The organism is Oscillibacter sp. PEA192, assembly GCF_003574015.1.
Lineage (GTDB): Bacteria > Bacillota > Clostridia > Oscillospirales > Oscillospiraceae > Oscillibacter > Oscillibacter welbionis.
In genome coordinates this window covers 1,467,294-1,489,517 of the sequence record NZ_AP018532.1, presented here as the reverse complement: position 1 = coordinate 1,489,517, position 22,224 = coordinate 1,467,294, and the positions used below count along the sequence as shown (strand labels likewise).

General features: G+C 60.3%; 21 protein-coding genes, 3 pseudogenes and 1 other annotated feature. Of the genes and pseudogenes, 19 read left to right on the top strand and 5 right to left on the bottom strand.

Annotated features, from left to right (window positions below; genetic code table 11):
• The first annotated feature begins 49 nt into the window (after window positions 1–49).
• The 8 genes and pseudogenes from DN611_RS07220 (at window position 50) to DN611_RS07190 (ending at window position 6,122) form a co-directional block, all read left to right on the top strand.
• Window positions 50–1,642, top strand: a complete 1,593-nt coding sequence (locus tag DN611_RS07220; protein WP_119310980.1) for a recombinase family protein — start codon at window positions 50–52, stop codon at window positions 1,640–1,642.
• Window positions 1,642–2,391: a recombinase family protein gene (locus DN611_RS07215; protein WP_119310979.1), complete on the top strand. Its 750-nt coding sequence runs from the start codon at window positions 1,642–1,644 to the stop codon at window positions 2,389–2,391. The genes DN611_RS07220 and DN611_RS07215 overlap by 1 nt, the downstream gene beginning before the upstream one ends.
• Window positions 2,388–2,930: pseudogene (locus tag DN611_RS17290) on the top strand (recombinase family protein); the annotation flags it as partial. The gene DN611_RS07215 and the pseudogene DN611_RS17290, both read left to right, overlap by 4 nt.
• Window positions 2,910–4,040 (top strand): recombinase family protein, encoded by a 1,131-nt coding sequence (locus DN611_RS07210; protein WP_442950798.1) that lies wholly within the window; start codon window positions 2,910–2,912, stop codon window positions 4,038–4,040. The pseudogene DN611_RS17290 and the gene DN611_RS07210, both read left to right, overlap by 21 nt.
• Entirely contained in the window at window positions 4,037–4,783 is a 747-nt protein-coding gene (locus DN611_RS07205; protein WP_119310977.1) for a metallophosphoesterase family protein, read from the top strand. The genes DN611_RS07210 and DN611_RS07205 overlap by 4 nt, the downstream gene beginning before the upstream one ends.
• Window positions 4,784–4,878: 95 nt before the next feature.
• A pseudogene (locus DN611_RS17285) lies at window positions 4,879–5,271 on the top strand (DUF1016 N-terminal domain-containing protein); the annotation flags it as partial.
• 88 nt (window positions 5,272–5,359) lie between these two features.
• Window positions 5,360–5,830, top strand: a complete 471-nt coding sequence (locus DN611_RS16670) for a low molecular weight protein-tyrosine-phosphatase (protein ID WP_119310976.1) — start codon at window positions 5,360–5,362, stop codon at window positions 5,828–5,830.
• Window positions 5,831–5,921: 91 nt separating this feature from the next.
• Entirely contained in the window at window positions 5,922–6,122 is a 201-nt protein-coding gene (locus DN611_RS07190; RefSeq protein ID WP_333637355.1) for a hypothetical protein, read from the top strand.
• 105 nt (window positions 6,123–6,227) lie between these two features.
• On the opposite strand, the gene DN611_RS07185 is transcribed toward DN611_RS07190, so the two are convergent.
• The 4 genes from DN611_RS07185 to nth all read right to left on the bottom strand — a co-directional run bounded on the left by DN611_RS07185 (window position 6,228) and on the right by nth (window position 8,064).
• Window positions 6,228–6,584 (bottom strand): hypothetical protein, encoded by a 357-nt coding sequence (locus DN611_RS07185; protein WP_119310975.1) that lies wholly within the window; start codon window positions 6,582–6,584, stop codon window positions 6,228–6,230.
• A gap of 3 nt (window positions 6,585–6,587) precedes the next feature.
• Window positions 6,588–7,013, bottom strand: coding sequence for a hypothetical protein (locus tag DN611_RS07180; protein ID WP_021750686.1), 426 nt, complete (start codon window positions 7,011–7,013; stop codon window positions 6,588–6,590).
• A gap of 30 nt (window positions 7,014–7,043) precedes the next feature.
• Entirely contained in the window at window positions 7,044–7,304 is a 261-nt protein-coding gene (locus tag DN611_RS07175; protein WP_025544228.1) for a hypothetical protein, read from the bottom strand.
• 115 nt (window positions 7,305–7,419) lie between these two features.
• Window positions 7,420–8,064: an endonuclease III gene (nth, locus tag DN611_RS07170; protein WP_021750684.1), complete on the bottom strand. Its 645-nt coding sequence runs from the start codon at window positions 8,062–8,064 to the stop codon at window positions 7,420–7,422.
• 166 nt (window positions 8,065–8,230) lie between these two features.
• Here nth and DN611_RS07165 point away from each other — a divergent pair, with 166 nt between their 5' ends.
• From DN611_RS07165 to DN611_RS07145, 5 genes are all read left to right on the top strand, one after another.
• Window positions 8,231–9,643, top strand: a complete 1,413-nt coding sequence (locus DN611_RS07165) for a sodium:solute symporter family protein (protein ID WP_021750682.1) — start codon at window positions 8,231–8,233, stop codon at window positions 9,641–9,643.
• An 87-nt stretch (window positions 9,644–9,730) separates the two neighbouring features.
• Window positions 9,731–10,858: an aminopeptidase gene (locus tag DN611_RS07160; RefSeq protein WP_021750681.1), complete on the top strand. Its 1,128-nt coding sequence runs from the start codon at window positions 9,731–9,733 to the stop codon at window positions 10,856–10,858.
• Window positions 10,859–10,873: 15 nt separating this feature from the next.
• Entirely contained in the window at window positions 10,874–12,130 is a 1,257-nt protein-coding gene (gene pepT, locus DN611_RS07155) for a peptidase T (protein ID WP_021750680.1), read from the top strand.
• A gap of 4 nt (window positions 12,131–12,134) precedes the next feature.
• On the top strand, window positions 12,135–13,208 hold the full coding sequence (locus DN611_RS07150) for a M24 family metallopeptidase (RefSeq protein WP_021750679.1): 1,074 nt from the start codon (window positions 12,135–12,137) through the stop codon (window positions 13,206–13,208).
• 125 nt (window positions 13,209–13,333) lie between these two features.
• Window positions 13,334–14,602: a replication-associated recombination protein A gene (locus DN611_RS07145; RefSeq protein ID WP_119310974.1), complete on the top strand. Its 1,269-nt coding sequence runs from the start codon at window positions 13,334–13,336 to the stop codon at window positions 14,600–14,602.
• Here DN611_RS07145 and DN611_RS07140 read toward each other — a convergent pair.
• Entirely contained in the window at window positions 14,583–15,518 is a 936-nt protein-coding gene (locus DN611_RS07140; protein WP_021750677.1) for a S1 RNA-binding domain-containing protein, read from the bottom strand. The genes DN611_RS07145 and DN611_RS07140 overlap by 20 nt on opposite strands.
• 94 nt (window positions 15,519–15,612) lie before the next feature.
• Here DN611_RS07140 and DN611_RS07135 point away from each other — a divergent pair, with 94 nt between their 5' ends.
• The 6 genes and pseudogenes from DN611_RS07135 to DN611_RS07105 all read left to right on the top strand — a co-directional run bounded on the left by DN611_RS07135 (window position 15,613) and on the right by DN611_RS07105 (window position 22,216).
• The gene (locus DN611_RS07135) at window positions 15,613–15,804 is read left to right on the top strand and encodes a DUF951 domain-containing protein (protein WP_021750676.1); all 192 of its coding nucleotides are present in this window, start codon (window positions 15,613–15,615) and stop codon (window positions 15,802–15,804) included.
• 143 nt (window positions 15,805–15,947) lie between these two features.
• Window positions 15,948–16,883: pseudogene (locus tag DN611_RS16970) on the top strand (sigma-E processing peptidase SpoIIGA); the annotation flags it as partial.
• Window positions 16,884–16,947: 64 nt separating this feature from the next.
• Window positions 16,948–17,652, top strand: coding sequence for an RNA polymerase sporulation sigma factor SigE (gene sigE / locus DN611_RS07125; protein WP_197714239.1), 705 nt, complete (start codon window positions 16,948–16,950; stop codon window positions 17,650–17,652).
• A gap of 46 nt (window positions 17,653–17,698) precedes the next feature.
• Window positions 17,699–17,924: a binding site (T-box leader), on the top strand.
• Between the two features lie 150 nt (window positions 17,925–18,074).
• Window positions 18,075–20,711 (top strand): valine--tRNA ligase, encoded by a 2,637-nt coding sequence (locus tag DN611_RS07120; protein ID WP_119310973.1) that lies wholly within the window; start codon window positions 18,075–18,077, stop codon window positions 20,709–20,711.
• A gap of 437 nt (window positions 20,712–21,148) precedes the next feature.
• Window positions 21,149–21,616: a VOC family protein gene (locus DN611_RS07110; RefSeq protein WP_119310972.1), complete on the top strand. Its 468-nt coding sequence runs from the start codon at window positions 21,149–21,151 to the stop codon at window positions 21,614–21,616.
• A 54-nt stretch (window positions 21,617–21,670) separates the two neighbouring features.
• On the top strand, window positions 21,671–22,216 hold the full coding sequence (locus DN611_RS07105) for a CD3072 family TudS-related putative desulfidase (RefSeq protein WP_119310971.1): 546 nt from the start codon (window positions 21,671–21,673) through the stop codon (window positions 22,214–22,216).
• The last annotated feature ends 8 nt before the right edge of the window (window positions 22,217–22,224 follow it).

Sequence of the window (22,224 nt, the reverse complement as noted above, 5' to 3'; positions counted from 1 at the left end):
CGGATGTTATATGGTATTGTGTGTTACTGACGAAGGAGGTGGCAGAGGAATGAGTGATAAGGAGAAAACCAACGGTTCTCTGGCGATGGCTCCGCGGGTCATTACGATCCCGGCAGCGAATCAGGAAACCGCACGAAAACTCCGCGTGGCAGCGTATACCCGTGTCAGTTCCAACTCCAAGGATCAAGAACACTCCTTTGCCGCGCAGAATGCCTACTTCTCCAAACTCATCACAGACAACCATGATTGGGAGTTGGCAGACATATATGCCGACCAGGGCATCACCGGCACGTCCATAGACAAGCGGGATGACTTCCTACGGATGATGGAGGACTGCCGAAAAGGGCGCATCGACCGCATCCTTGTGAAATCTTCCTCCCGCTTCGCCCGGAATACCAAGGAAAGTCTGGCGGCTGTACGGGAACTGAAGTCTCTCAACATCAGCGTCTACTTTGAGGAGCAAAACATTGACACCGCGCAGGTGTCCGGCGAAGTTCTTATTGCCATGTTCGCGGCACTGGCCCAGCGGGAGAGCGAGGCTATCTCCGAACGGGTGCGGTGGAGCTACAGAGTCCGAATGAGCAAAGGGAGATTTTCCACCTGCAAAGCACCCTATGGCTATCGGCTCGTTAAAGATCATTTGGAGATTCAAGAGGATGAAGCGTCAATCATCCGACATATCTTCGACCGTTACCTTGCAGGTGTCAGTATGGAGAATATTGCAAAGGAAATCACGGCGCTGGGCTGTCCAACGCGGGACGGCACTCAATATTGGCAGTTAACCTCCATCCAGTACATACTGCAAAACGAAAAATACGCCGGAGATTCTCTGTCTCAAAAGAAATATACCACCCGCAGCTTTCCTCGGCAGCAAAAAATCAACCACGGCGAACGAAAACAGTATCTTGTGATAGATTCTCATCCCGCAATCATCAGTAGAGAGATTTTTCAAAAGGTGCAGGAACTTCTGACACAGAGAAGTGCCGCGATTCATCCACGGTCAGATGTCCCACACGCTTTCGCGCGTAAAGTCGTGTGCGGTCATTGCGGCACACTCTGCAAAAGGAAAAATTGTGGTGGCTCTGTAAATTGGGCGTGTCGCAGACACGACAAGTCTATCACCGCCTGCCCCAATACGCAGGTTCCAGAGGAACAGATGAAAAACGCATTCCTCCATGTATATTACAATCTTAAACATTATGGAACGAACATTCTCACCCAACTCATCTCTGACCTCTACGCCGCCAGAACCGGCAGTCTCCTCTGGAGCGAAAACATCGTGGAGATCAACAAACAAATATCGGATATCGCCAGTCAGGAACGACTTCTGGCCCAGCTCAAGCAGCAGGGAGTGGTCGATCCTGACATTTTTATATCCCGCAGCAATCAGCTTGCGGAACGCCGCCGGGAACTGAAACTCCAAAAGGAGCGCATCCTGCGGTCTGAGGAGGATCACACCATCCAGCAAACACAGGATCTGCTGGATGTGCTCGAAAGCGGACCGGACTGGCTGGATGACTTCGATGAGCAGCTATTCAGCGATATGGTCGAGAAAATCGTGGTCGTGGACAATGAAACACTGCGCTTCCGCCTTCTCAATGGACTGGAGGTCACAGAAAAAATAGAAAGGACACGGAGATAATGGGAAAACGAAAGCAGCCCTTCGGCTATAAAGTGAAGCTCGGCGAGATCGTGCCACAGCCGCAGGAGGCGGAAACGGTGCGGAGCATCTACCTGCAATACCTTGCTGGTGCCTCCTTCAAGCAGCTTGCCGAACATCTTCAGACAGAGGATGTTCCCTACGATGAGGACAAGTCCTGGAACAAAAATATGGTGGCGCGAATTCTGGAGGATGACCGGTATATCGGTGAGAAAGAATTCCCGGCGCTCATCCCAACGAAGCAATTTCACGCCGCCCAGGAACGCAGGAAAGAGATGTGCCCCGAGTATAAGCAGACACCTGCGCAAAAGGAGTTACGCAAGCTGTGCGGCGGCACCGTACCCGACAGCGTTGCACGAAAAGTCCTCAAGATACTGAATCAGATGGTCGACGATCCGCAGATCATCAAGATAGAAACATCCGGTGTTCCCACCACAGAAGATATCCGGCGGCTCCGGCAGGAACTGGACACGCTGCTGCAGACACCACCTGTAGATGCGGACACCGCGCGGCAAAAAGCCTTGGAGGTCGCATCCCTAAAGCTGGCGAGTGTCAAAACGGAGGAATATGAATCACACCGGCTCCGCCGCATCTTTGACCAACAGGCAAAGTTGTGGGAGCTGGACGCAAACCTCCTGCGGCAGAGTGTCCGGAAAATCACGTATGGCAGCAAAACAGTCAAAGTCCTGCTGAAAAATAATCAAGTCTTAGAGGAGTGTGATAATGTATGACGCAGTCCCGCCCTGAACCGAAGGTCATCGTGATTCCCGCAAAGGAGGAATCGCCGCAGGATCAGGAAAAGAAGAAAAATCTCCGGATAGCCGCATACTGCCGAGTGTCCACGAAAAAGGACGAGCAGCTCAACAGCTACGAAAACCAGAAAGCATACTATATGGAAAAAATCATGAAAAATCCGGAGTGGACGATGGCGGACATTTTCGCGGATGAAGGCATCACAGGCACTTCCGCCTGCAAGCGCAAGGATTTTCTTCGCATGATCCGCCAGTGCAGGCAGGGCAAAATCGACATGATCCTTGCCAAATCCGTCTCCCGCTTCGCCCGTAATACCGTGGACACGCTGAACTATACCCGCGAACTGCGCGGCATGGGCATCCCGGTCATCTTTGAGGAGCAGAATATCAACTCCATCTACCCGGAAAGCGAGTTCCTGATCACTATCCACGGTGCCTTCGCACAGTCCGAAAGTGAGGGCATCTCCTCCCGTGTTAAGTGGGGCAAGCATCAGGCGATGCGGACGGGAAAGGCGAATATCCAGTATAAGACCCTGCTGGGCTATGAAAAGAACCCTGACGGTGAGATGGTGGTGAATGCGGAGCAGGCGGAAACGGTCCGAAGAATTTATGAGATGTACTTATCCGGCCAGACGCTGCGCAGCATCAAGGAAGCCTTGGAATCCGGCGGCTTCAAGAATTCGGCAGGAACAATGGAATGGACAACTTCTAATCTGCGGACGATCCTCTCTGACGAAAAATACTGCGGTGACGTCCTGCTCCAGAAAACATTCATTCAGGATTGTATCAGTAAAAAGGTTATCAAAAATACCGGACAGCTTCCCATGTATCTGATTCAGAACCACCATGAAGCCATTATCCCACGGGACCGATTCGATGCCGTGCAGGTGGAATTGGCACGGCGCAAAACATTGACAAGCAGCACGAAAAAGAGCGCTCCGACCGGCATGAGCCGTTACAGCGGCAAATACGCGCTCAGCGGTCTGCTGTTCTGCGGCGAGTGCGGTACGGCGTACCGCAGAGTGGTGTGGACACAGCACGGTGAAAAACGAGCCGTGTGGCGCTGCAGCAGCCGCTTGGACTATGGAAAGAAATACTGCAAAGAATCTCCGACGCTGGACGAATCGCCGCTTCAGCAGGCGGTGCTGGCAGCCATCAATGCATCCATGTCAGGGTGCAAGGTTCTGGCAGATCAGCTTGTAGATGCGATGGAGCAGGAATTGGCGCCGATTCCCGGTGAGAGCATGAGCCTTGGAGATATCGACCGAGCGGTCACAGAGTTGGGCAAACAATTCGATACGCTTCTGGCAGAAGCGGCAAATGGTGACGCGGACGAATACGCCGAGCGCTTTCGCACCATCTCCACCACGATGGAGGAACTGAAGCGCCGCAAGGCGGCAATCCTCGGTATCCGGCAGGAACAGGAACAGATCAGCCGTCGTATCCATGCGGCAGCCTCGGCAATGACCGCGGCGACTGTGGGGATCACAGAGTGGGATGATGGCGTGGTCTATCAGATGCTGGAAAAGGTCACCGTCCTGACGGGTAACCGCATCAAGGTCACTTTCCGCAACGGCGTAGAAATCGAACAGACCGTAGACCAACCTAAGAGGAGGAAATTCATATGATTTATGTAACTGGCGATTGCCACGGAAACTTCCGGCGTTTCCAATCGGATTGTTTCCCGGAGCAAGCGAACATGACGAAGGATGACACGGTCATCATCACCGGCGACTTCGGCGGCGTGTGGTTTGGTGACAGCCGCGACGATGAAACGCTGGACTGGCTGGAACGCCTGCCCTTCACGCTGGCCTTCGTCTGCGGCAATCATGAAAACTATGACGCGCTGGAACGATATCCGGTGGACGATTGGCACGGCGGCAAGGTGCATCGCATTCGCCCTCATGTACTGCATCTGACGCGCGGTCAGATCTTCGAGCTGGAGGGCAGCCGCTTCTTCACCATGGGCGGCGCAAAAAGCCACGACATCGAGGATGGGATTCTGGAGCCGGATGCCCCGGATTTTGAGCGAAGGCTCATGATGCTCCAGCGCAAGCCCAGAGCGAGATACCGCATCAACCACATCTCGTGGTGGGCGCAGGAACTGCCTTCCGATGAGGAATACGCCGAGGCGAGGCGAAGCCTCGACGCGGTCGGCTGGCAGGTGGACTACATCATCACCCACTGCGCTCCCACCAGCATCGCCCTCATGGGAAGCCGCCACAACGAGGCGGACCGGCTCACGGACTTCCTGCAAGAGGTACGGGAAAGAGCAAAATACCACTACTGGCTGTTCGGCCACTATCACGACAACAAAGCCATTGACGAAAAGCACATCCTGCTGTGGGAGCAGATCGTGCGGATCATCTGAAGTAGGTCAAAGCAGAGGAAAACACGGTGACACCGCCGTGCTTTTCTCTGCTTTGAGCGTTGATCAGGCGCACCGCGCCGGAAAGGAGAAAGCCCATGAACATTCGCAAACCCACAGATTACATCACCATGTTCACCACACTGGACACGCTTATGGCGGCGCAGCTCCCGCAGATGGAGTTGTACCGCGAGATCGGTCGAGTGGTCAGCGGCAGGAGCGAAAAAGGCGCGGCTGTCGCGGCGTCGGAATACCTTCAAGCGGCCTATCCCACAGCCGAGGGCTTCTCTCCCCGCAACCTGCGCCGTATGCGAGAGTTTTACGCAGCCTACGAGGAATCCCCTGAAATCATACGGCTGGCAATGAACCTCGGCTGGACGCAGAATGTGGCGATTTTAGAACGGTGCAGCAGCAACGAGGAACGGGCGTGGTACATCCGAGTCGTGCTGCACTTCGGCTGGAAGAAAGCAAAACTGCTGGCCGCCATAGAATCTCAGGCGTGGCTGCATTCTACTCTCGACGAACAGGCGGTTTCCTGCTATACTGAGGAAAAAGAAGCAATGCAGGAGAGCGAGAGCGATGAAGAAGATACTCTTTGTGTGTCATGGAAATATCTGCCGCAGCCCCATGGCCGAGTTCGTGATGAAGGACTTAGTGAAGAAAGCGGGGCTGGCGTCAGAGTTCCATATCGAATCGGCGGCCACCAGCCGGGAGGAGATCGGCAACCCGGTCTATTCTCCGGCGCGGCGCAAGCTGGCGGAGCATGGGATCTCCTGCGACGGCCACGCGGCGCGGCAGCTTACCAATGCCGACTACGAAAAATACGATCTCCTGATCGGTATGGACAGTGCGAACCTGCGGAATATGCACCGCATCTGCGGCGGCGACTTTGCCGGCAAGCTGCACCTCCTGATGGACTACACCGACCGCCCCGGCGATGTTGCCGACCCGTGGTATACCGGCGATTTCGAGGCGACGTGGCAGGATGTGCTGGCGGGATGTCAGGGGTTGCTGCGTGAAATAACCGGCCATCATCATACGAGGGAATGAACACGAAAAAAACAGAAAAGCCATTCGTAACAGTACAGTCGATTTCCTCGTTTTCACTAAGGATGCCGGTGACGACAGTATTGAAGTCCGTGTGCAGGATGGCGAGGTCTGGCTGACTCAGGATGGGATCGCACAGCTTTTTGATGTAGACCGAAGCGTAGTGACCAAGCACCTCAAGAACATCTTTCAGGATGGGGAGCTGGCAGAAAAAGAAACTCGTGCAAAATTTACACAAGTTGCTGACAACGGAAAAACCTATCAATATCATTCAGGACAAAAATTATCAGAGTGACTTCGACCGATTGATGGCGGAAACGGCTGAAACAAAATATCCGAATTGAAGCCACTTGCCACACGCCGCAAGCACAGAATGCTTGCGGCGTGTTTTTTCTGTCATTTACAAGATCAGCAGCAGGCCCAGGGCCACCAGCAGCTCTTCATCCGCGCCCTCCCGGAAGAGGAAGAAGAGGATGGCCAACAGCAGCAGGTCCCCGGAATCCACACTGCTCAGGTGAAACTGGTCCAGCAGATGCCGGAGCAGGCTGCTGAGGCTGTCCGGCCCATTCTCGCCGGAGGGGGGAGGATCAGGGCGGGGCGGGGGGGCGCTGTCCCAATGGGGAGGCTGCTGCCCGCCGCCGGATGGCGGGTGTTCCGGCTGACCGGAAGGGGAGGTGCCGCCCTGTGTATGCCGGGGCTCCTCCTCCGGGATACGGGTGTAGGTGCCCTGGTCGTTGCGGATGTAGCGGTTATACATGTCTCACCCCTCCCATCCAGCCAGAAATTTCCGGCCCAGGTGGAACAGGCGCGCCAGCTGGAGAGCCCGTTCCACCTTCTCCTGCCGCTCCGGCTTGAGATAGGGCCGCAGTGCGTACAGCAGCTGCCGGGCGTTGGAGTCCCGTGCTCCTCCCAGCTCCTGGATCAGGGGCAGGAACCGCAGGAGCAGCTGCGGATCCAGCCCACCGGCCAGGGCGGAGAGAGGATCGCCGCCGGATGGCGGCGGAGTCTGCGGCTGCTGGCCCCAGCCGGGAGAAGAACCGCCCGGCTGGGACGGGGGAGGGGGCGGCGCATTGGCGGCGTTGTTTCCTCCGGTCCCACCGGAGAGAGACTGGGCCAGTTGCATGATCTGTGCCATGGCGTCCGGGTTGGAGAGAATGCTGTTCAGTTTATCGTCGAATTCCGCCACCGCCGGTCCGCCCCCTTTCTGTACTTGCCGTTACCGGCCGTTCATGGTCTTGTTGATGCGGTCGATCAAAGCTGCGCCGTCCGGGCTCTGCATCAGCTGGTTCACCATGCGGACCATCTCCGCCGGGTTGCCCTTGGCGGCGGACTGGGCCGCCCGCTGGAGAGATGCTCCACGGTCTCCCCCGGAGAGCATCTGCATCAGCGCCTGCCCGTCCCGGGACTGCATCAGCGCCTGGAGCATGGCGGGGTTGCTTTTCAGCTGTTGGATCATACGGGCCGTCTGTTCGTCCATAGTGCCTCCTTGTGCCGTCTGTCGGATGGATTTCATCTCAGTATATGAGGGAAGACAAAAAAACGTGCCTGCGCATTGCGCAGACACGTGAAGTTCCAGAGTGATTCCAATGCTGTCAGCCCCGTCTGGCGGCTTTGGCGGTGTCGCAGTCCTTTGCCAGGGGGCAGCCCTCGCACTTGGGGGAGCGGGCGGTGCAGGTATCCCGGCCGAAGAGCACCATCCGGTGGCAGAAGTTGTTGGACTCCTTGGGAGGGATCCGCTCCCGCAGCTGCCGCTCCACCTGAAGGGGATCTTTGGAGCCGTCGGTGATCCCCAGCCGTCCCGTGATGCGGATGCAGTGGGTGTCGCAGACATAGGCGGGCTGGCCGAACACGTCCCCCAGAATCAGATTGGCGGTCTTGCGCCCCACGCCGGGAAGGCCGGTCAGTTCTTCCATGGTGCCGGGGACTCTGCCGCCGTATTCATTCACCAGCTTCTGGGCACAGGCCACGATGTCCCGGGCCTTGCCGTTGTAAAAGCCGCAGGAGTGGATGTATTCTCCCACCTCCGCCGGATCCGCCTCGGCAAAACTTTCCAGGGTAGGGAAGCGGGCGTACAGCGCCGGGGTCACCTTGTTCACCCGCTCGTCTGTGCACTGGGCGGACAGGCGCACCGCAAACAGCAACTCGTAGTCCTTTTTATATTGTAAGGAGCACAGCCCGTCCGGGTAAATGCCCTTCAGTGTCTCAATGATGCGGTTCACCGCAGCCTTGGATGTCATGTCGCTCACCTCGGGGACAGGATACCACAGATTTCGACAAAAAGCCAGAGAAAAATTGCCGCGTCCGGATGCCGGCGCATACGCCGGACGGGATACAACTTGACATTATTCCCCTGAAAGAGTAAAATCTCTTTATTATTCTATTGTGTGAGGAGAAGGAGAATATATGACTTACATTGTTGCGATCAGCGCCTATCTGGTGCTGCTCACGATCTTCGGGCTGATCGTGGCCCGGAAGAAAGTCAAGACCTCGGATGACATGGTGACCGGCGGCCACCGGATCCCCTTCATCATCCTGGTGGGCACACTGCTTGCTACTTGGTGCGGCGGCGGCGGAATCACCGGCTCCGCCAGCGTGGTGTACACCGGCGGCCCCTGGGTGGGTCTCATCACCTTTGCGGCGCCGCCCATCGGCATCATCCTGCTGTATTTCATCGCCGGCAAGGTCCGCAAGTCCAACAAGGTCACGGTGCCGGAGATCATGGGCGCCCGTTACGGCAAGGCCGCCAGCATCATCGCCGCCCTGTGCGTCATGCTGGCCTATGTGGGCGTGCTGGCCACCCAGCTGAAGGCTGCGGCGGACATCATCGTGCTGCTGTGCGCTTCCAGCGGGATTGAGATCTCCCACGGCTTGGCCCTGACCATCTGCACAGCCCTGATCGCCATCATCACCGTGGGCGGCGGTCTGGTGTCTGTGGCCTATTCCGACGCCATCAGCGCCCTGCTGATGATCGGCGGCTTCTTCCTGGCGATTCCCTTCCTGATCGGCGTGGCCAACTCTCAGGGCGCCACTCTGCCTCCGGAGAAGATGACCATTACCGGCGGTATGTCCGGCTGGGAGCTGCTGGGCTACTTCCTGCCCTCCCTGGCCCTGATGCTGGGCGACCAGAACATGCTGCAGCGGTTCGCCTCTGCCAAAAACAGCGACGAGGCCAAGAAGTCCAACATCGGCATGTTCATCGGCGAGATCCTGGTCATCATCAGCATTGTCCTGGTAGTCACCCAGGCAGCCAAGCTGTATCCCACCCTGGACGTTCCCTCCAATGTGATCTTCCAGGTAGCGGTGGACTACCTGCCTCTGGCCTTCGGTGCGCTGGTGATGTGCGCCTGCATGGCCTTCATCGTCACCACGGCGGACAGCTATCTGCTCTCCTCTGCCACCAACCTGACCAACGACATCTATGTAAAGTACATCCGCAAGGATGCCACCGACAAGCAGAAGATGCTGGTCCTCCGGGGTACCATCATTGTGTTCAGCTTCATCGCTGTGGCGCTGACGCTGTATTTCCCCACTGTGCTGTCCCTGCAGATGACGGCCTACACCATGTACGGCGCCGCCATCACCCCGGCGATCCTGTTCGCCCTCTTCTCCAAGAAGGTGACGCCCGCCGGCGGCATGGCCGGTATCCTGGTGGGCGGTCTGGTCACGATCATCTGGACGCTGATGGGCACGCCCTACGGCATCCAGTGCGCCATTGTGGCGGTGCCTGCCTCGGTGATTGCCATACTGATCGTCAGCGCCGTGACCCGCTGCAACGATCCCAAGCGGTCTCTGGAAGCCCTGTACCAGGACAACTGATTCCAGGCGGGGCAGAAGAGATGCTCTTCTGCCCCGTTTTTTCTGTGCGGTGACGCGCAAGGACTGAAAGGAAAGAGAGGAACCACCATGGAAGATCCCCGTATCCGCAAATTCGCCCAGTTCCTGATCCGCAGCGCTGTGGGCCTGGAGAAGGGCGAGAAGATCCTGATTGAGCTCCACGGCAGTGAGACCGGATTGATGAAGTCCCTGGTCCAGGAAGCCTATGCTGTGGGCGGCAAGCCCTTTGTCCACATCTTCGACTACGCCGTGGAGGGTGCCCTGGTCCAGGGAGCCGACGCGGAGCACATGGAGGAGATCGCCTCCTACGAGCTGGAGCGGATGCGGGACATGGACGCCTATATCGACATTCGGGCCACCACCAATATCAGCATGTGGCACAACGTCAGCGACGAGGCCCAGAAGCGCTACCGCCAGTATTACTGGGGCCCCATCCATCTGGCGGAGCGGTGCAACCATACCAAGTGGTCCGTGCTCCGGTACCCCAACGATGCCATGGCCCAGCTGGCGGGCGTTTCCACGGAAGAGTATGAGGACTTCTATTTCCGGGCCTGCCTGGTGGACTACGACAAGATGGGCCGGGCCATGCAGCCCCTCCAGGACCTGATGGCCAGGACCGACAAGGTCCGTATCGTCGCTCCCGGCACAGACATCTCCTTCTCCATCAAGGGCATCCCCAGCTTCGGGATGCACGGCAACCGGAACATCCCCGACGGTGAGATCTACACCTCGCCCGTGAAGAACTCCGTCAACGGGCACATCACCTACAACGTGCCGTCCCCCTATGACGGCTTTTTATTCCGGGATGTGTATCTGGAGTTCAAGGACGGCAAGATCGTCAAGGCCACCAGCAACAACACGGACTATATGAACGAGATTCTGGACATCGACGAGGGCGCCCGGTACATCGGCGAGTTCGCCTTCGGTGTGAACCCGGAGATCAACCACCCCATCGGGGACATTCTGTTCGACGAGAAGATCGCCGGCAGCTTCCACCTGACCCCCGGCAACAGCTACGACAATGCCTCCAACGGCAACCATTCCGCCGTCCATTGGGACCTGATCCAGATCCAGACGCCGGAGTACGGCGGGGGCGAGATCTGGTTCGATGACGTGCTGATCCGCAAGGACGGCCTCTTCGTGCTGGACGAATTGAAATGCCTGAATCCGGAGAATCTGCTCTCCAAGGAAGAATAAGGAGGAATCTAGAACATGGATACCGTTGTTGACCGCCTGATCCGCTACGCCAAGGTGTACAGCGAGAGTGACTACCACGCCGGCCGCACTGTCACCCCCAGCACGGACCGCCAGTTCGACATGGCCAAGCTGCTGGTAGAGGAGCTCCACGGCCTTGGCATCGAAAACGCCCGGTACGATGACAAGTGCTACGTCTACGCCACACTGGATGCCACGCCGGGGTGCGAACAGCTGCCCGCCATCGGCCTGATCGCCCACATGGACACCACCCCGGACATGACCGGCAAGGACGTGAAACCCCAGATCATCCACTACACCGGCGGGGACGTGGTGCTGAACCGGGAGCAGAACATCGTCATGGAGGCCGCCCAGTTCCCGGAGCTGCAGAAATTCGTGGGTCAGGAGCTGGTCTGCACCGATGGCACCACCCTGCTGGGGGCGGATGACAAGGCGGGCATCGCCATCATCCTTCAGGCGGTGGAGGAGCTGCTGGCAGAGAAGGCTCCCCACGGCAAAATCTGCCTGGGCTTCACCCCGGACGAGGAGATCGGCATGGGCGCCAGCTTCTTCGATGTATCCGGCTTCGGCGCGGACTTTGCCTATACCCTGGACGGCGGCGATATCACCGACTATGAGTACGAGACCTTCAACGCCGCCAAGACCGTGGTGACCATCAACGGCTTCAGCATCCACCCGGGCACCTCCAAGGACAAGATGCGCAACGCCCTGTTGATCGCCATGGAGTACAACGCCCTGCTGCCGGCGCTGGAGACCCCCGCCCACACGGAGGGGTACGAGGGCTTCTTCCATCTGCAGGAGATGCACGGCAAGGCGGAGAAGGCCACGATGGAGTATATCGTCCGGGACCACGACATGAAGCGGTTCCAGGAGCGCAAGGCCATGATGGACAAGGCCGCGGAGCAGATCAACCGCCGCTGGGGCGACGGCACCGCGGTGGTGGACACCCACGACCAGTACTACAATATGTACGAGGTGCTGAAGGACCACATGGAGATTCTGGAGCTGGCAGAGTCCGCCATGAAGGCCGCCGGCATTGAGCACCCCACCCATTCTCCCATCCGGGGCGGCACTGACGGCAGTGTGCTGACCTACAAGGGCCTGCTGTGCCCCAACCTGCCCAGCGCGGGCCACAACGCCCACGGCCGGTACGAGTATGCGCCGGTAGAGTCCCTGAAAACCGGCGTCAAGACCGTAAAGGCTCTGGTCTCTCCGGAGCTGGTGGAGACCATTATCGGAAAAAAAGAGGGGTGACATCATGTATCAGGAGCGAATCAGCCGCGTACTGGCCGCCATGGAACGGATGGGCCTGGAGCAGATGCTCGTGTCCGATCCGGACAGCATCTGGTATCTGACAGGGTACGATGTGTTCCCGTTTGAACGGCTGTACGCCTTTTACCTGCGGAAGGACGGACAGCACAAGTTATTTCTGAACAAACTGTTCCCGGTGCCGGAGGCACCCTATGAGCAGGTGTGGTTCTCCGACACGGACGACTATCTCGCCATTCTGGCAAATGCCGTGGACGGGGAAAAAGACATGGGCGTGGACAAGGACTGGCCCGCCCGGTTTCTGCTGCCCCTGATGGCCCACAATCCCAGCTGCAAGTATGTGCTGGCCTCCGACTGCGTGGACGACGCCCGGGCCTGCAAGGACGCGGTGGAGCGGGACCTGATGCGGGAGGCCTCCCGCATCAACGACGTGGTGATGGAGCGGGCTGCCGCCTACATGAAAGAGGGCATGACCGAGCGGGAGGTGGCCGACTACATCGTGGCCCAGTATGCCGCCGAGGGCTGTGACTCCACTGCGTTCCTGCCCATCGTCTCCTACGGCGCCCACGCCGCGGACCCCCACCACGAGGCGGACCAGACCCGCCTGAAGGCTGGGGACTGCATCGTCATTGACATGGGCTGCCGGAAGAACCGCTACTGCTCCGACATGACCCGGACCTTCTTCTGCAGGGCGGCGGATCCCAAGTACGCCGCCATCCACGACCTGGTGCGGGAGGCCAACGAGCTGGCGGAGTCCATGCTGCGGCCCGGCGTGCCCCTGTGCGACCTGGACAAGGCCGCACGGGACCACATCTCCGCCGCCGGATACGGAGAATACTTCACCCACCGGCTGGGCCACTTCATCGGCCAGACGGAGCATGAGAAGGGCGACGTCAGCGCCACCAACACCACCCTGGCCAAGCCGGGTATGATCTTCTCCATTGAGCCCGGCGTGTATCTGCCCGGCGAATTCGGTGTCCGGGTGGAGGACCTAGTGCTGGTGACGGAGGACGGCTGCGAGATTTTGAACCACGTGGACAAGCACTGGAAGACCGTTGGCTGAGTTTACAGGCCGAAAGCCGGGAGGACGGACTGTCTTCCCGGCTTTTTGGCGTTTTCCCGGTGGAAATTTCCAATGGGCCATGCTATAATGAATGTTCCGAGATCAACAGGGAAGGGGGTGCCGCCATGCAGCGGCCTCTTGCGGATGAGATCCGCCCCAAAACATTGGACGAGGTGGTGGGCCAGCGGCATCTGCTCTCCCCCGGCGCCGTGCTCCGGCGGCTGATCGACAGCGGCACGGAGGCGAATATGGTGTTCTACGGCCCCTCCGGCACCGGAAAGACCACCATCGCCAACATCATCGCCCGGCAGACCAATAAGACCCTCCACCGGCTCAACGCCACCACCGCATCCTTGCAGGACGTGAAGGACATCATTGCCGACGTGGGGACGCTGCTGGCCCCAGGGGGCATTCTGCTGTACCTGGACGAGATTCAGTACTTCAATAAGAAGCAGCAGCAGAGCCTGCTGGAATTCATGGAGAACGGCTCTTTGACCCTCATCGCCTCCACCACGGAGAACCCGTACTTTTATGTGTACGGAGCCCTGCTGTCCCGCAGCACGGTGTTTGAGTTCAAGGCCGTGTCGCCGGAGGAGGTGGAACCCGCTGTCCTGCGGGCACTGAAGATCGAGCAGGACCGTTCGCCTCTGCCCCTGGACTGGGAGCAGGATGTGCCCCGGCAGATCGCCACCGCTTGCGGCGGCGACGTCCGCAAGGCCATCAATGCGGTGGAACTTCTGTGCCGGGCAGCCATGCCCAGAGATGGGAAGCTGATGCTGACCCTGGACGACGTGGAGCAGGTGGCCCAGCGCAGCGCCATGCGGTACGACAGAGGCGGCGACGCCATGTACGACGCCGCCTCCGCCCTGATGAAGTCCCTCCGGGGCAGCGACCCGGATGCGGCGCTCCACTACCTGGCCCGCTTTCTGGAGGCGGGGGACCTCATCACCCCCTGCCGGCGGCTGCTGTGCTCCGCCAGCGAGGATGTGGGGATGGCGTACCCCCAGGCGGTCTCCATTGTGAAGGCATGTGTGGATACTGCCATGCAGCTGGGGCTGCCGGAGGCCCAGCTGCCCCTGGCCCAGGCGGCTATCCTGCTGGCCACGGCCCCCAAGTCCAACAGCGTGACAGCCGGTATCGGCAGGGCCTGGGCAGACGTGAGGGCAGGCCGCACCGGGGACGTGCCCCGGGAACTGCAGAACGTTCACGCGGACTCCGCCGGTATGGAGCGGGAGCAGGGCTACCTGTACCCCCACGACTTTCCCCGCCACTGGGTACAGCAGCAGTATCTGCCCGATGCCCTGAAGGGTGTCCATTACTACGAATACGGCGATAACAAGACGGAGCAGGCCGCCAAGCACTACTGGGACGAGATCAAGGGTCCTCAGCCGTGAACACCGTCTCCACGGCCGGCTTCTCATACCCGGCAGGGGAGTAGACCCACCGGTCCAGTACCCCGTCGGTGATCTGATAGCGCAGCGGCTCCGGCTCTGCCAAGGGCGGCAGCTTTTCGATCACCTGGAGCTTGATCTTCATCCGCTCCGGACGGATGGACTTGATGTAGACAGAGACGCCGTCCCCCGGGCGCAGGTCCTCCCGGGCGTCTGCCAGGCCGGAGAGGTTGGGGGCCAGCTCGATGAAGCTGCCGTACTCCTTCACGCTGCGGACCTCGCCCCGGACTGTCTCGCCGGGATGAAACCAGCTGGCATTCTCCATCCAGGTGCCCAGCAGCTCCTTGTGAGTCATGGTGATCCGGCGCTTCTCCCGGTCTATGGACCGGACGGCTGCCAGAATCTTCTGCCCGGGCCGGAACCGCTCCTTCGGATGGGAAATGCGGGAGACGGAGATGTGCTCGATGGGCAGCATAGCCACGATGCCGCAGCCGATATCCAAAAAAGCGCCGAAGGACTCCAGATGCGTCACCACCGCAGTGACCACGGAGCCTGGGCGCAGGTGCTCCAGGAAGAAGTCCATGGCCCGCTCCTGAACGGCCCGGCGGGAGAGCAGTGCCGTGGGCGCGCCCTTTTCATCGGCCCGGAGGGCCGTCACGAGAAAACAGGCGGGCTTTCCCACCCGGGAGAGGACGGCGATGTCCCGCTGGGCCCCGCTGATCCAGGGGGAGAGGACCTCCTCCCGGGGAATGCGGGCCTGGATGCCTCCCAGGGAGAGAAGCAGGTTGTGTCCGGCATCACACCGGAGGACCCGATCCTCCAGCACCGTGTTCTGCTCCATGGCCTCCCGCAGGCTCTGGAGCGTGAAAGAAGAGGGAGGGCGCAGGCCCTCCGGCGGATACAGCTTGTTTTCCGGCATATTGTAATCGCATCCTATCTGCCGCAACGGCGGCGTGTTGTTCCATACCGTTACTATATGCAGCCCGGGAGGCTGCTTTGACAAGGAGGCCAATATGGACCTGCATCTGCATGACAAAGTGGAGCTGAAGAAAGCCCATCCCTGCGGCAGCACCCAGTGGGAGATTCTGCGGGTGGGCATGGACATCAAGCTCAAGTGCCTGGGCTGCGGGCATGAGCTGATGCTGCCCCGCAGCAAGGCGGAAAAGAGCATCCGCAAGATCCTGACGGAGGAGGGAAACAAGTGAGCAACAAGCACAGACTGTTTGCCGCGATCCTGGTGGTCATTCTGGTGATTTCCATGCTGGCATCGCTGATTGTTCCGTATTTATCATTGCTGTAAAGTTATTTCCCATCACAGTATTTCCATGCCGCCGGAGCCGCAGCATTTGTGCTGCGGCCCCAATCGGCTGCCGGGGGGACGCACCTTTTTACAGGGCGCGTCCCCCTTTTGCGACCGTATTTCTCTGCGGTCTGCCCTATAATAGTCCCACGGAACGGAAGGGAGGCGGATCGCTTGACCGTGGTGTATGTGGACAGCGTGTTTGTGCTGAACGCGCTGATGGACTATCTGCTGGTGCTCTGCGCCGCGCGTCTGGCGGGCATTCCCCTCCGGCGGAGACGCTACCTTCTGGCGGGCCTGCTGGGGGGCGCCTATGCCGTGGCGGTATTTCTGCCGGGGCTGGGCTTTCTCTCCGCAACGCCGGTGAAGCTGGCGGCAGGCATACTGCTGGCGCTGGCGGCCTATGGAGGAGAGGCAAAGCTGCTGCGGCTGACGCTGCTACTGTTCGCCGTCTCCTGTGCCATGGCCGGGTGCGTGCTGGCCCTGGGCCTGGTGGCGGGGGGCGGCGTGCCGATGGTGAACGGCGTGTTCTACACGGACGTGGATGCAAAGGTGCTGCTGACCGCTGCGGCCGCGGCCTATCTGGTTCTGACAGTGGTGTTTCGTGCGGCGGCGGGAAAGGGCGTCCGGGGCGAGCTGGTGCGGGCACAGGTGTGTCTGGCCGGGCGGACCACGGCGTTTACCGCTTTCTGCGACACGGGAAACGCCCTGCGGGATCCGGTCTCCGGAGCGCCGGTGCTGGTGGTGTCTCCGGGGCGGCTGGACGGTGCGCTTCCAAGAGAGGTCCGCTCTCTGCTGGACCGCGGAGCGCTGGAGCGTCCCGCAGAGCTGCTGGAGCCCATGATGCGGGCGGCGCCGGAGCTGCGGTTCCGTCTGATCCCCTACCACGCGGTGGGAGTGGCGGGCGGACTGCTGCTGGCGGTGCGCAGCGACTGGACGGAGGTGGCGGGGGAGCGGTATGCCGGACTGCCGGTTGCCTTTTCCCCCACAGAGCTGGGGACGGGATACAGCGCCCTGTGGGGCGGCACGGCTGGAAGGAGAAGAAACCATGAAGGACTGGATGAAACAATGGCGGCGGCTGCTGGTGCGGGTGGGGCTGCTGCCGCCGGCGGAGCTGCACTACATCGGGGGCAGCGACACCCTGCCACCGCCCCTGAGCCGGGAGCGGGAGGCGGAGCTGCTGGAGCGCATCGGGGAGGAGGACGCCCGCAAGGAGCTGATCGAACATAATCTGCGGCTGGTGGTGTACATTGCCCGGCGGTTCGAGAACACGGGAGTGGGGATCGAGGACCTGATTTCCATCGGCACCATCGGGCTCATCAAGGCGGTGGGCACCTACCGGACGGACAAGAACATCAAGCTGGCCACCTATGCCTCCCGGTGCATCGAGAACGAGATTTTGATGTACCTGCGCAAAAATGCCGGGCGGAAGGGGGAGGTGTCCTTCGACGAGCCGCTGAACACCGACTGGGACGGCAATGAGCTGCTGCTCTCCGACGTGCTGGGGACTGAGGCGGACGTGGTGATGCGCCCCATCGAAGAGGATGTGGAGCGGGACCTGCTGGCGGCGGCCATCAACGTTCTCTCGCCCCGGGAAAAGCAGATCATCACGCTGCGGTTCGGCCTGGGGGGCGGAAAAGAGCAGACCCAGAAAGAGGTGGCGGACCAGCTGGGCATCTCGCAGAGCTACATCTCCCGGCTGGAAAAGCGCATCATCTCCCGGCTGAAGAAGGAGATCCTGCGGCTGAGCTGACGCTTGACAATCGAACCGGGGTATACTATACTAAAATAAAATATGGTAAACTGCGAGGAAGGGAAGCAGTATCCGGTGGGCAGCGGCCAAGAGAGAGAACGGCTGGTGTGAGTTCTCCCAAAGCCGCCGGAGAAGTCGTCCCGGAGCACCGGAGCCGAAGCATCAGTAAGCCCCGGCGGAGGCCCACCGTTGACAGGGCAGGCGCAAATGCGCCGCAGAGTGCGGGTTTTCCCGAATCCAGGTGGTACCACGGACATTTGTTCGCCCTGAGCCGAAAGGCCCAGGGCGTTTTGCTGTGTAAGCGCGCATAAAGCATTCTGCTGGAGCTGAGCTGCGATCTGGTGAACGGCAGGGCGGTGCGGACCGGCGCCCCAGTCATGACAAAAAGGACGAAAGTTCAGAGAATAGGAGAGATCGAACGTATGATGAAAGAACTGCCCAAGGTGTATGAACCCCAACAGGTGGAGTCCCGCATCTACCAGATGTGGGAGGACAACGACTGCTTTAACGGGGATCCGGATCCCAAGAAGAAGCCCTTCTCCATCGTCATGCCGCCCCCCAACGTCACGGGCCAGCTCCACATGGGCCACGCCCTGGACTGCACATTGCAGGACATCCTGACCCGCTTCAAGCGGATGCAGGGCTACTCCACGCTGTGGGTCCCCGGCACCGACCATGCCGGCATCGCCACTCAGATCAAGGTGGAGGAGGAACTGCGCGTCAAGGAGGGCCTGACCCGCTATGATCTGGGCCGGGAGAAGTTCCTCCAGCGGGTGTGGAAGTGGAAGGAGGAGTATGGCAACCGCATCGTGGAGCAGCAGAAGAAGATGGGCGTCTCCTGCGACTGGAGCCGCTCCCGCTTCACCATGGATGAGGGCTGCTCCAAGGCTGTGCGGGAGACCTTCTGTGAGCTGTATGACAAGGGCCTGATCTACAAGGGAAGCCGCATCATCAACTGGTGCCCCCACTGCATCACCGCCCTGTCCGACGCCGAGGTGGAGTATGTGGACAAGCCCGGCCACCTGTGGTATATCCGCTATCCCCTGGCCGACGGCAGCGGCGATCTGGTGGTGGCCACCACCCGTCCCGAGACCATGATGGGCGACACCGGCGTGGCTGTGAATCCGGAGGACGAGCGGTTCCGTGATCTGGTGGGCAAGACCTGCATCCTGCCCATCATGAACCGGGAGATCCCCATTGTGGCGGACGACTACGTGGAGCTGGGCTTCGGCACCGGCGCCGTGAAGATGACTCCCGCCCATGACCCCAACGACTTCGAGGTGGGCCTGCGCCATAACCTGGAGGTCATCCGCTGCATCGGCGACGACGGCAGGATCAACGAGAACGGCGGCCCCTACAATGGGATGGACCGGTACGAGTGCCGCAAGCAGATCGTCAAGGACCTGGAGGAGCAGGGCTATCTCGTCAAGACCGAGCCCTACAACCACAATGTGGGCACCTGCTACCGCTGTCACAATGACGTGGAGCCCCTGATCTCCGCCCAGTGGTTCGTGAAGATGGAGCCCCTGGCCAAGGAGGCCCTGCGGGTGGTCCGGGAGGGCGAGGTGAAGTTCGTGCCCGAGCGGTTCGCCAAGACCTACACCAACTGGATGGAGAACGTCCATGACTGGTGCATCTCCCGCCAGCTGTGGTGGGGCCACCAGATCCCCGCCTGGACCTGCGACGACTGCGGCCACATCAACGTCTCCCGGGAGGACCCCACCAAGTGCGAAAAGTGCGGCTTCACCCATCTGACCCGGGACCCGGACGTGCTGGACACCTGGTTCTCCAGCGCCCTGTGGCCGTTCTCCACTCTGGGCTGGCCGGAAAAGACCGCTGATCTGGACTTCTACTATCCCACCAGCGTCATGGTCACCGGTTACGACATCATCTTCTTCTGGGTGGCCCGGATGATCTTCTCCGGCTGTGAGCAGATGCACCAGATCCCCTTCCACACCGTGCTGATCCACGGCCTGGTGCGGGACGACAAGGGCCGCAAGATGTCCAAGTCCCTGGGCAACGGCATCGATCCGCTGGAGATGGCGGAGAAGTATGGCGCCGACGCCCTGCGCTTCAACCTCATCACCGGCAACTCCCCGGGCAACGACACCCGGTTCTACACCGAGAAGTGCGAGGCTATGCGGAACTTCGCCAACAAGATCTGGAACGCCAGCCGGTTCGTGATGATGAACCTCACCATCGACAAGTGTGAACTCCCTGCGGCGGACGCCCTGGCGCCGGAGGACAAGTGGGTCCTCTCCAAGCTGAACACCCTGGTGAAGGAGGTCACGGAGAACCTGGACGCCTACGAGATCGGCGTGGCCTCCGCCAAGGTCTACGACTTCCTGTGGGATACCTACTGCGACTGGTATATCGAGCTCACCAAGACCCGCCTCCAGGGAGAGGACGAGGGGGCCAAGCTGGCGGCCCAGAATGTGCTCTGCTTTGTGCTGACGGAGCTTTTGAAGCTGCTGCACCCCTTCATGCCTTTCATCACGGAGGAGATCTATCAGGCCCTGCCCCACGAGGAACAATTCATCATGACCTCCCGGTGGCCTGAGTACCGGGCGGACCTGACCTTCCCGGAGGAAGAAGCCGCAATGGAGGCCGTCATGGACACCATCAAGGCCATCCGGGCCCGCCGGGCGGAGATGAACGTGCCCCCTTCCCGGAAGGCGGAGGTGCTGATCGTCACCGCCACCCCGGACGTCTACGCCCAGGGCAGGCACTTCATCCAGCGGCTGGCTTATGCCAGTGAGGTGAAGTTCGCGGACGCCGCCCCGGCGGATGTGTCCGGCATGGTGACTGCCGTCACCCACAATGCCACGGCTTATCTGCCCCTCAGTGAGCTGGTGGACATCGCCGCGGAGCTGGAGCGGATCCGCAAGGAAATCGAGAAAGCCCAGAACGGCCTGCGGGGCGTCGAGCAGAAGCTCTCCAACGAGAAGTTCGTCTCCCGGGCCCCGGAGGCGGTGGTGAACGCCGAGCGGGAGAAGGCCGCCAAGTACAAAGAGCTGATCGCCAAGCTGGAGGAATCCGCCAAGGCCATGCAGGCGTAAGTCCCGGCTGAAGGAGAACGTAACCCCCCACGTTCCAAAACAGAATGCAGGGGCGGCGGTCAGAGCCCGGACCAAAGGCCCGGCTCTGACCGCCGCCCCTTTCTTGCAGTCGGGGGTTGCAGTTATCTGCGGATAAACGCCTCATCCTGAGAGGTTGTTGGCGTCTCATCGGACAGATATCGCTCCACCCGCATGTGCAGGTCGTACTGCTCCCGAAGCCGGGCGATCTGCGCCATCATGGGGGAGGCGTGGTGGGTGTCATCTCCTCTGCGAATTTCCGGGCAGCTCCGCGGTTGCCCGTGTAATAGATATTGACAGTGATTGCCATCGCAGAATCCTCCCTGTATGGTTTTTTCAATTTTATCATAGAGCAAGGGTGCTGTCCAGACGGCCGTCAGGCCCGGCAGCACAATCCGTTTCAAGAAAGGGCTGATCTTGTGAAGCTGAAAAATCCCCTGCTGGCAGTCCGGGACATGGAGCGGTCCAAGACCTTTTACCGGGAGGTCCTGGGGCTTCATGTGGTGATGGATTTCGGTGCCAACGTGACCCTCACCGGCGGCCTGTGCCTCCAAACACTGGATACCTGGACGGACTTCCTTGGAAAAGAGGTGGAGGAGATCCGCTTTGGTGCAAATGACAGCGAGGTCTACTTTGAGGAGGACGACTTCGACGGCTTCCTGGCGCACCTGGCTGGGTGCGCGGATGTGGTGTACGTCCGCCCGCCCCTGGAGCATCGCTGGGGGCAGCGGGTGGTGCGGCTCTATGACCCGGACCGCCACATCATTGAGGTGGGTGAGAATATGAAGTCCGTCTGCCGTCGGTTCCGGGACCAGGGCATGACGCCGGAGCAGATCGCCGCGCGGATGGAGGTGCCCTTGAAGTTCGTCACCGGCTGTCTGCGCTGAGATGTCTGAGAGGCTGAGAAAGGGGAAGTCCCCGCCGATGAAAGGAGAGACGGGATGTTTACCGACGGAAGGAGCAGGCGTGTGGTGTTTCTGGCCCACTGCCTGCTGAATCAGAACGCCATTTCCGACGGCACGGCGGAGGTGCCTGCCGCCCACCGGGAGATTTTGCGGCTGATTCTGGATGCTCAGGTAAGCGTGGCTCAAATGCCGTGCCCGGAGCTGTGCTGTCTGGGGCTGGACCGGGGAGATCCCAAAGGAGGGGAACGACCAGTGGAGGCAGAGAACACCCGCATCCGCCGGGCCATGGGCCAGCCGGAGGCATCTGCCCGGCTGCGGGAGCTGACGGATCAGGTGGTTTGGCAGATTCGGGAGTACCAGAAGCACGGATTTGCCGTGCTGGGCATCGTAGGTATGGACCGCTCCCCCTGCTGCGGGGTGAACACCACCTCGGACCAGGACCGGGAACTGCCCGGCCGGGGCGTGTTTATCGCATCTCTCCGGGCGGCACTGGAGTCGGCAGGGCTGACCGTACCCGTGATCGGCATCAAGCCGTCGGCGCCGGAGGCGCTGGACCGGGTACGGTCCCTTCTGGGGGAATGAGGTGTGCG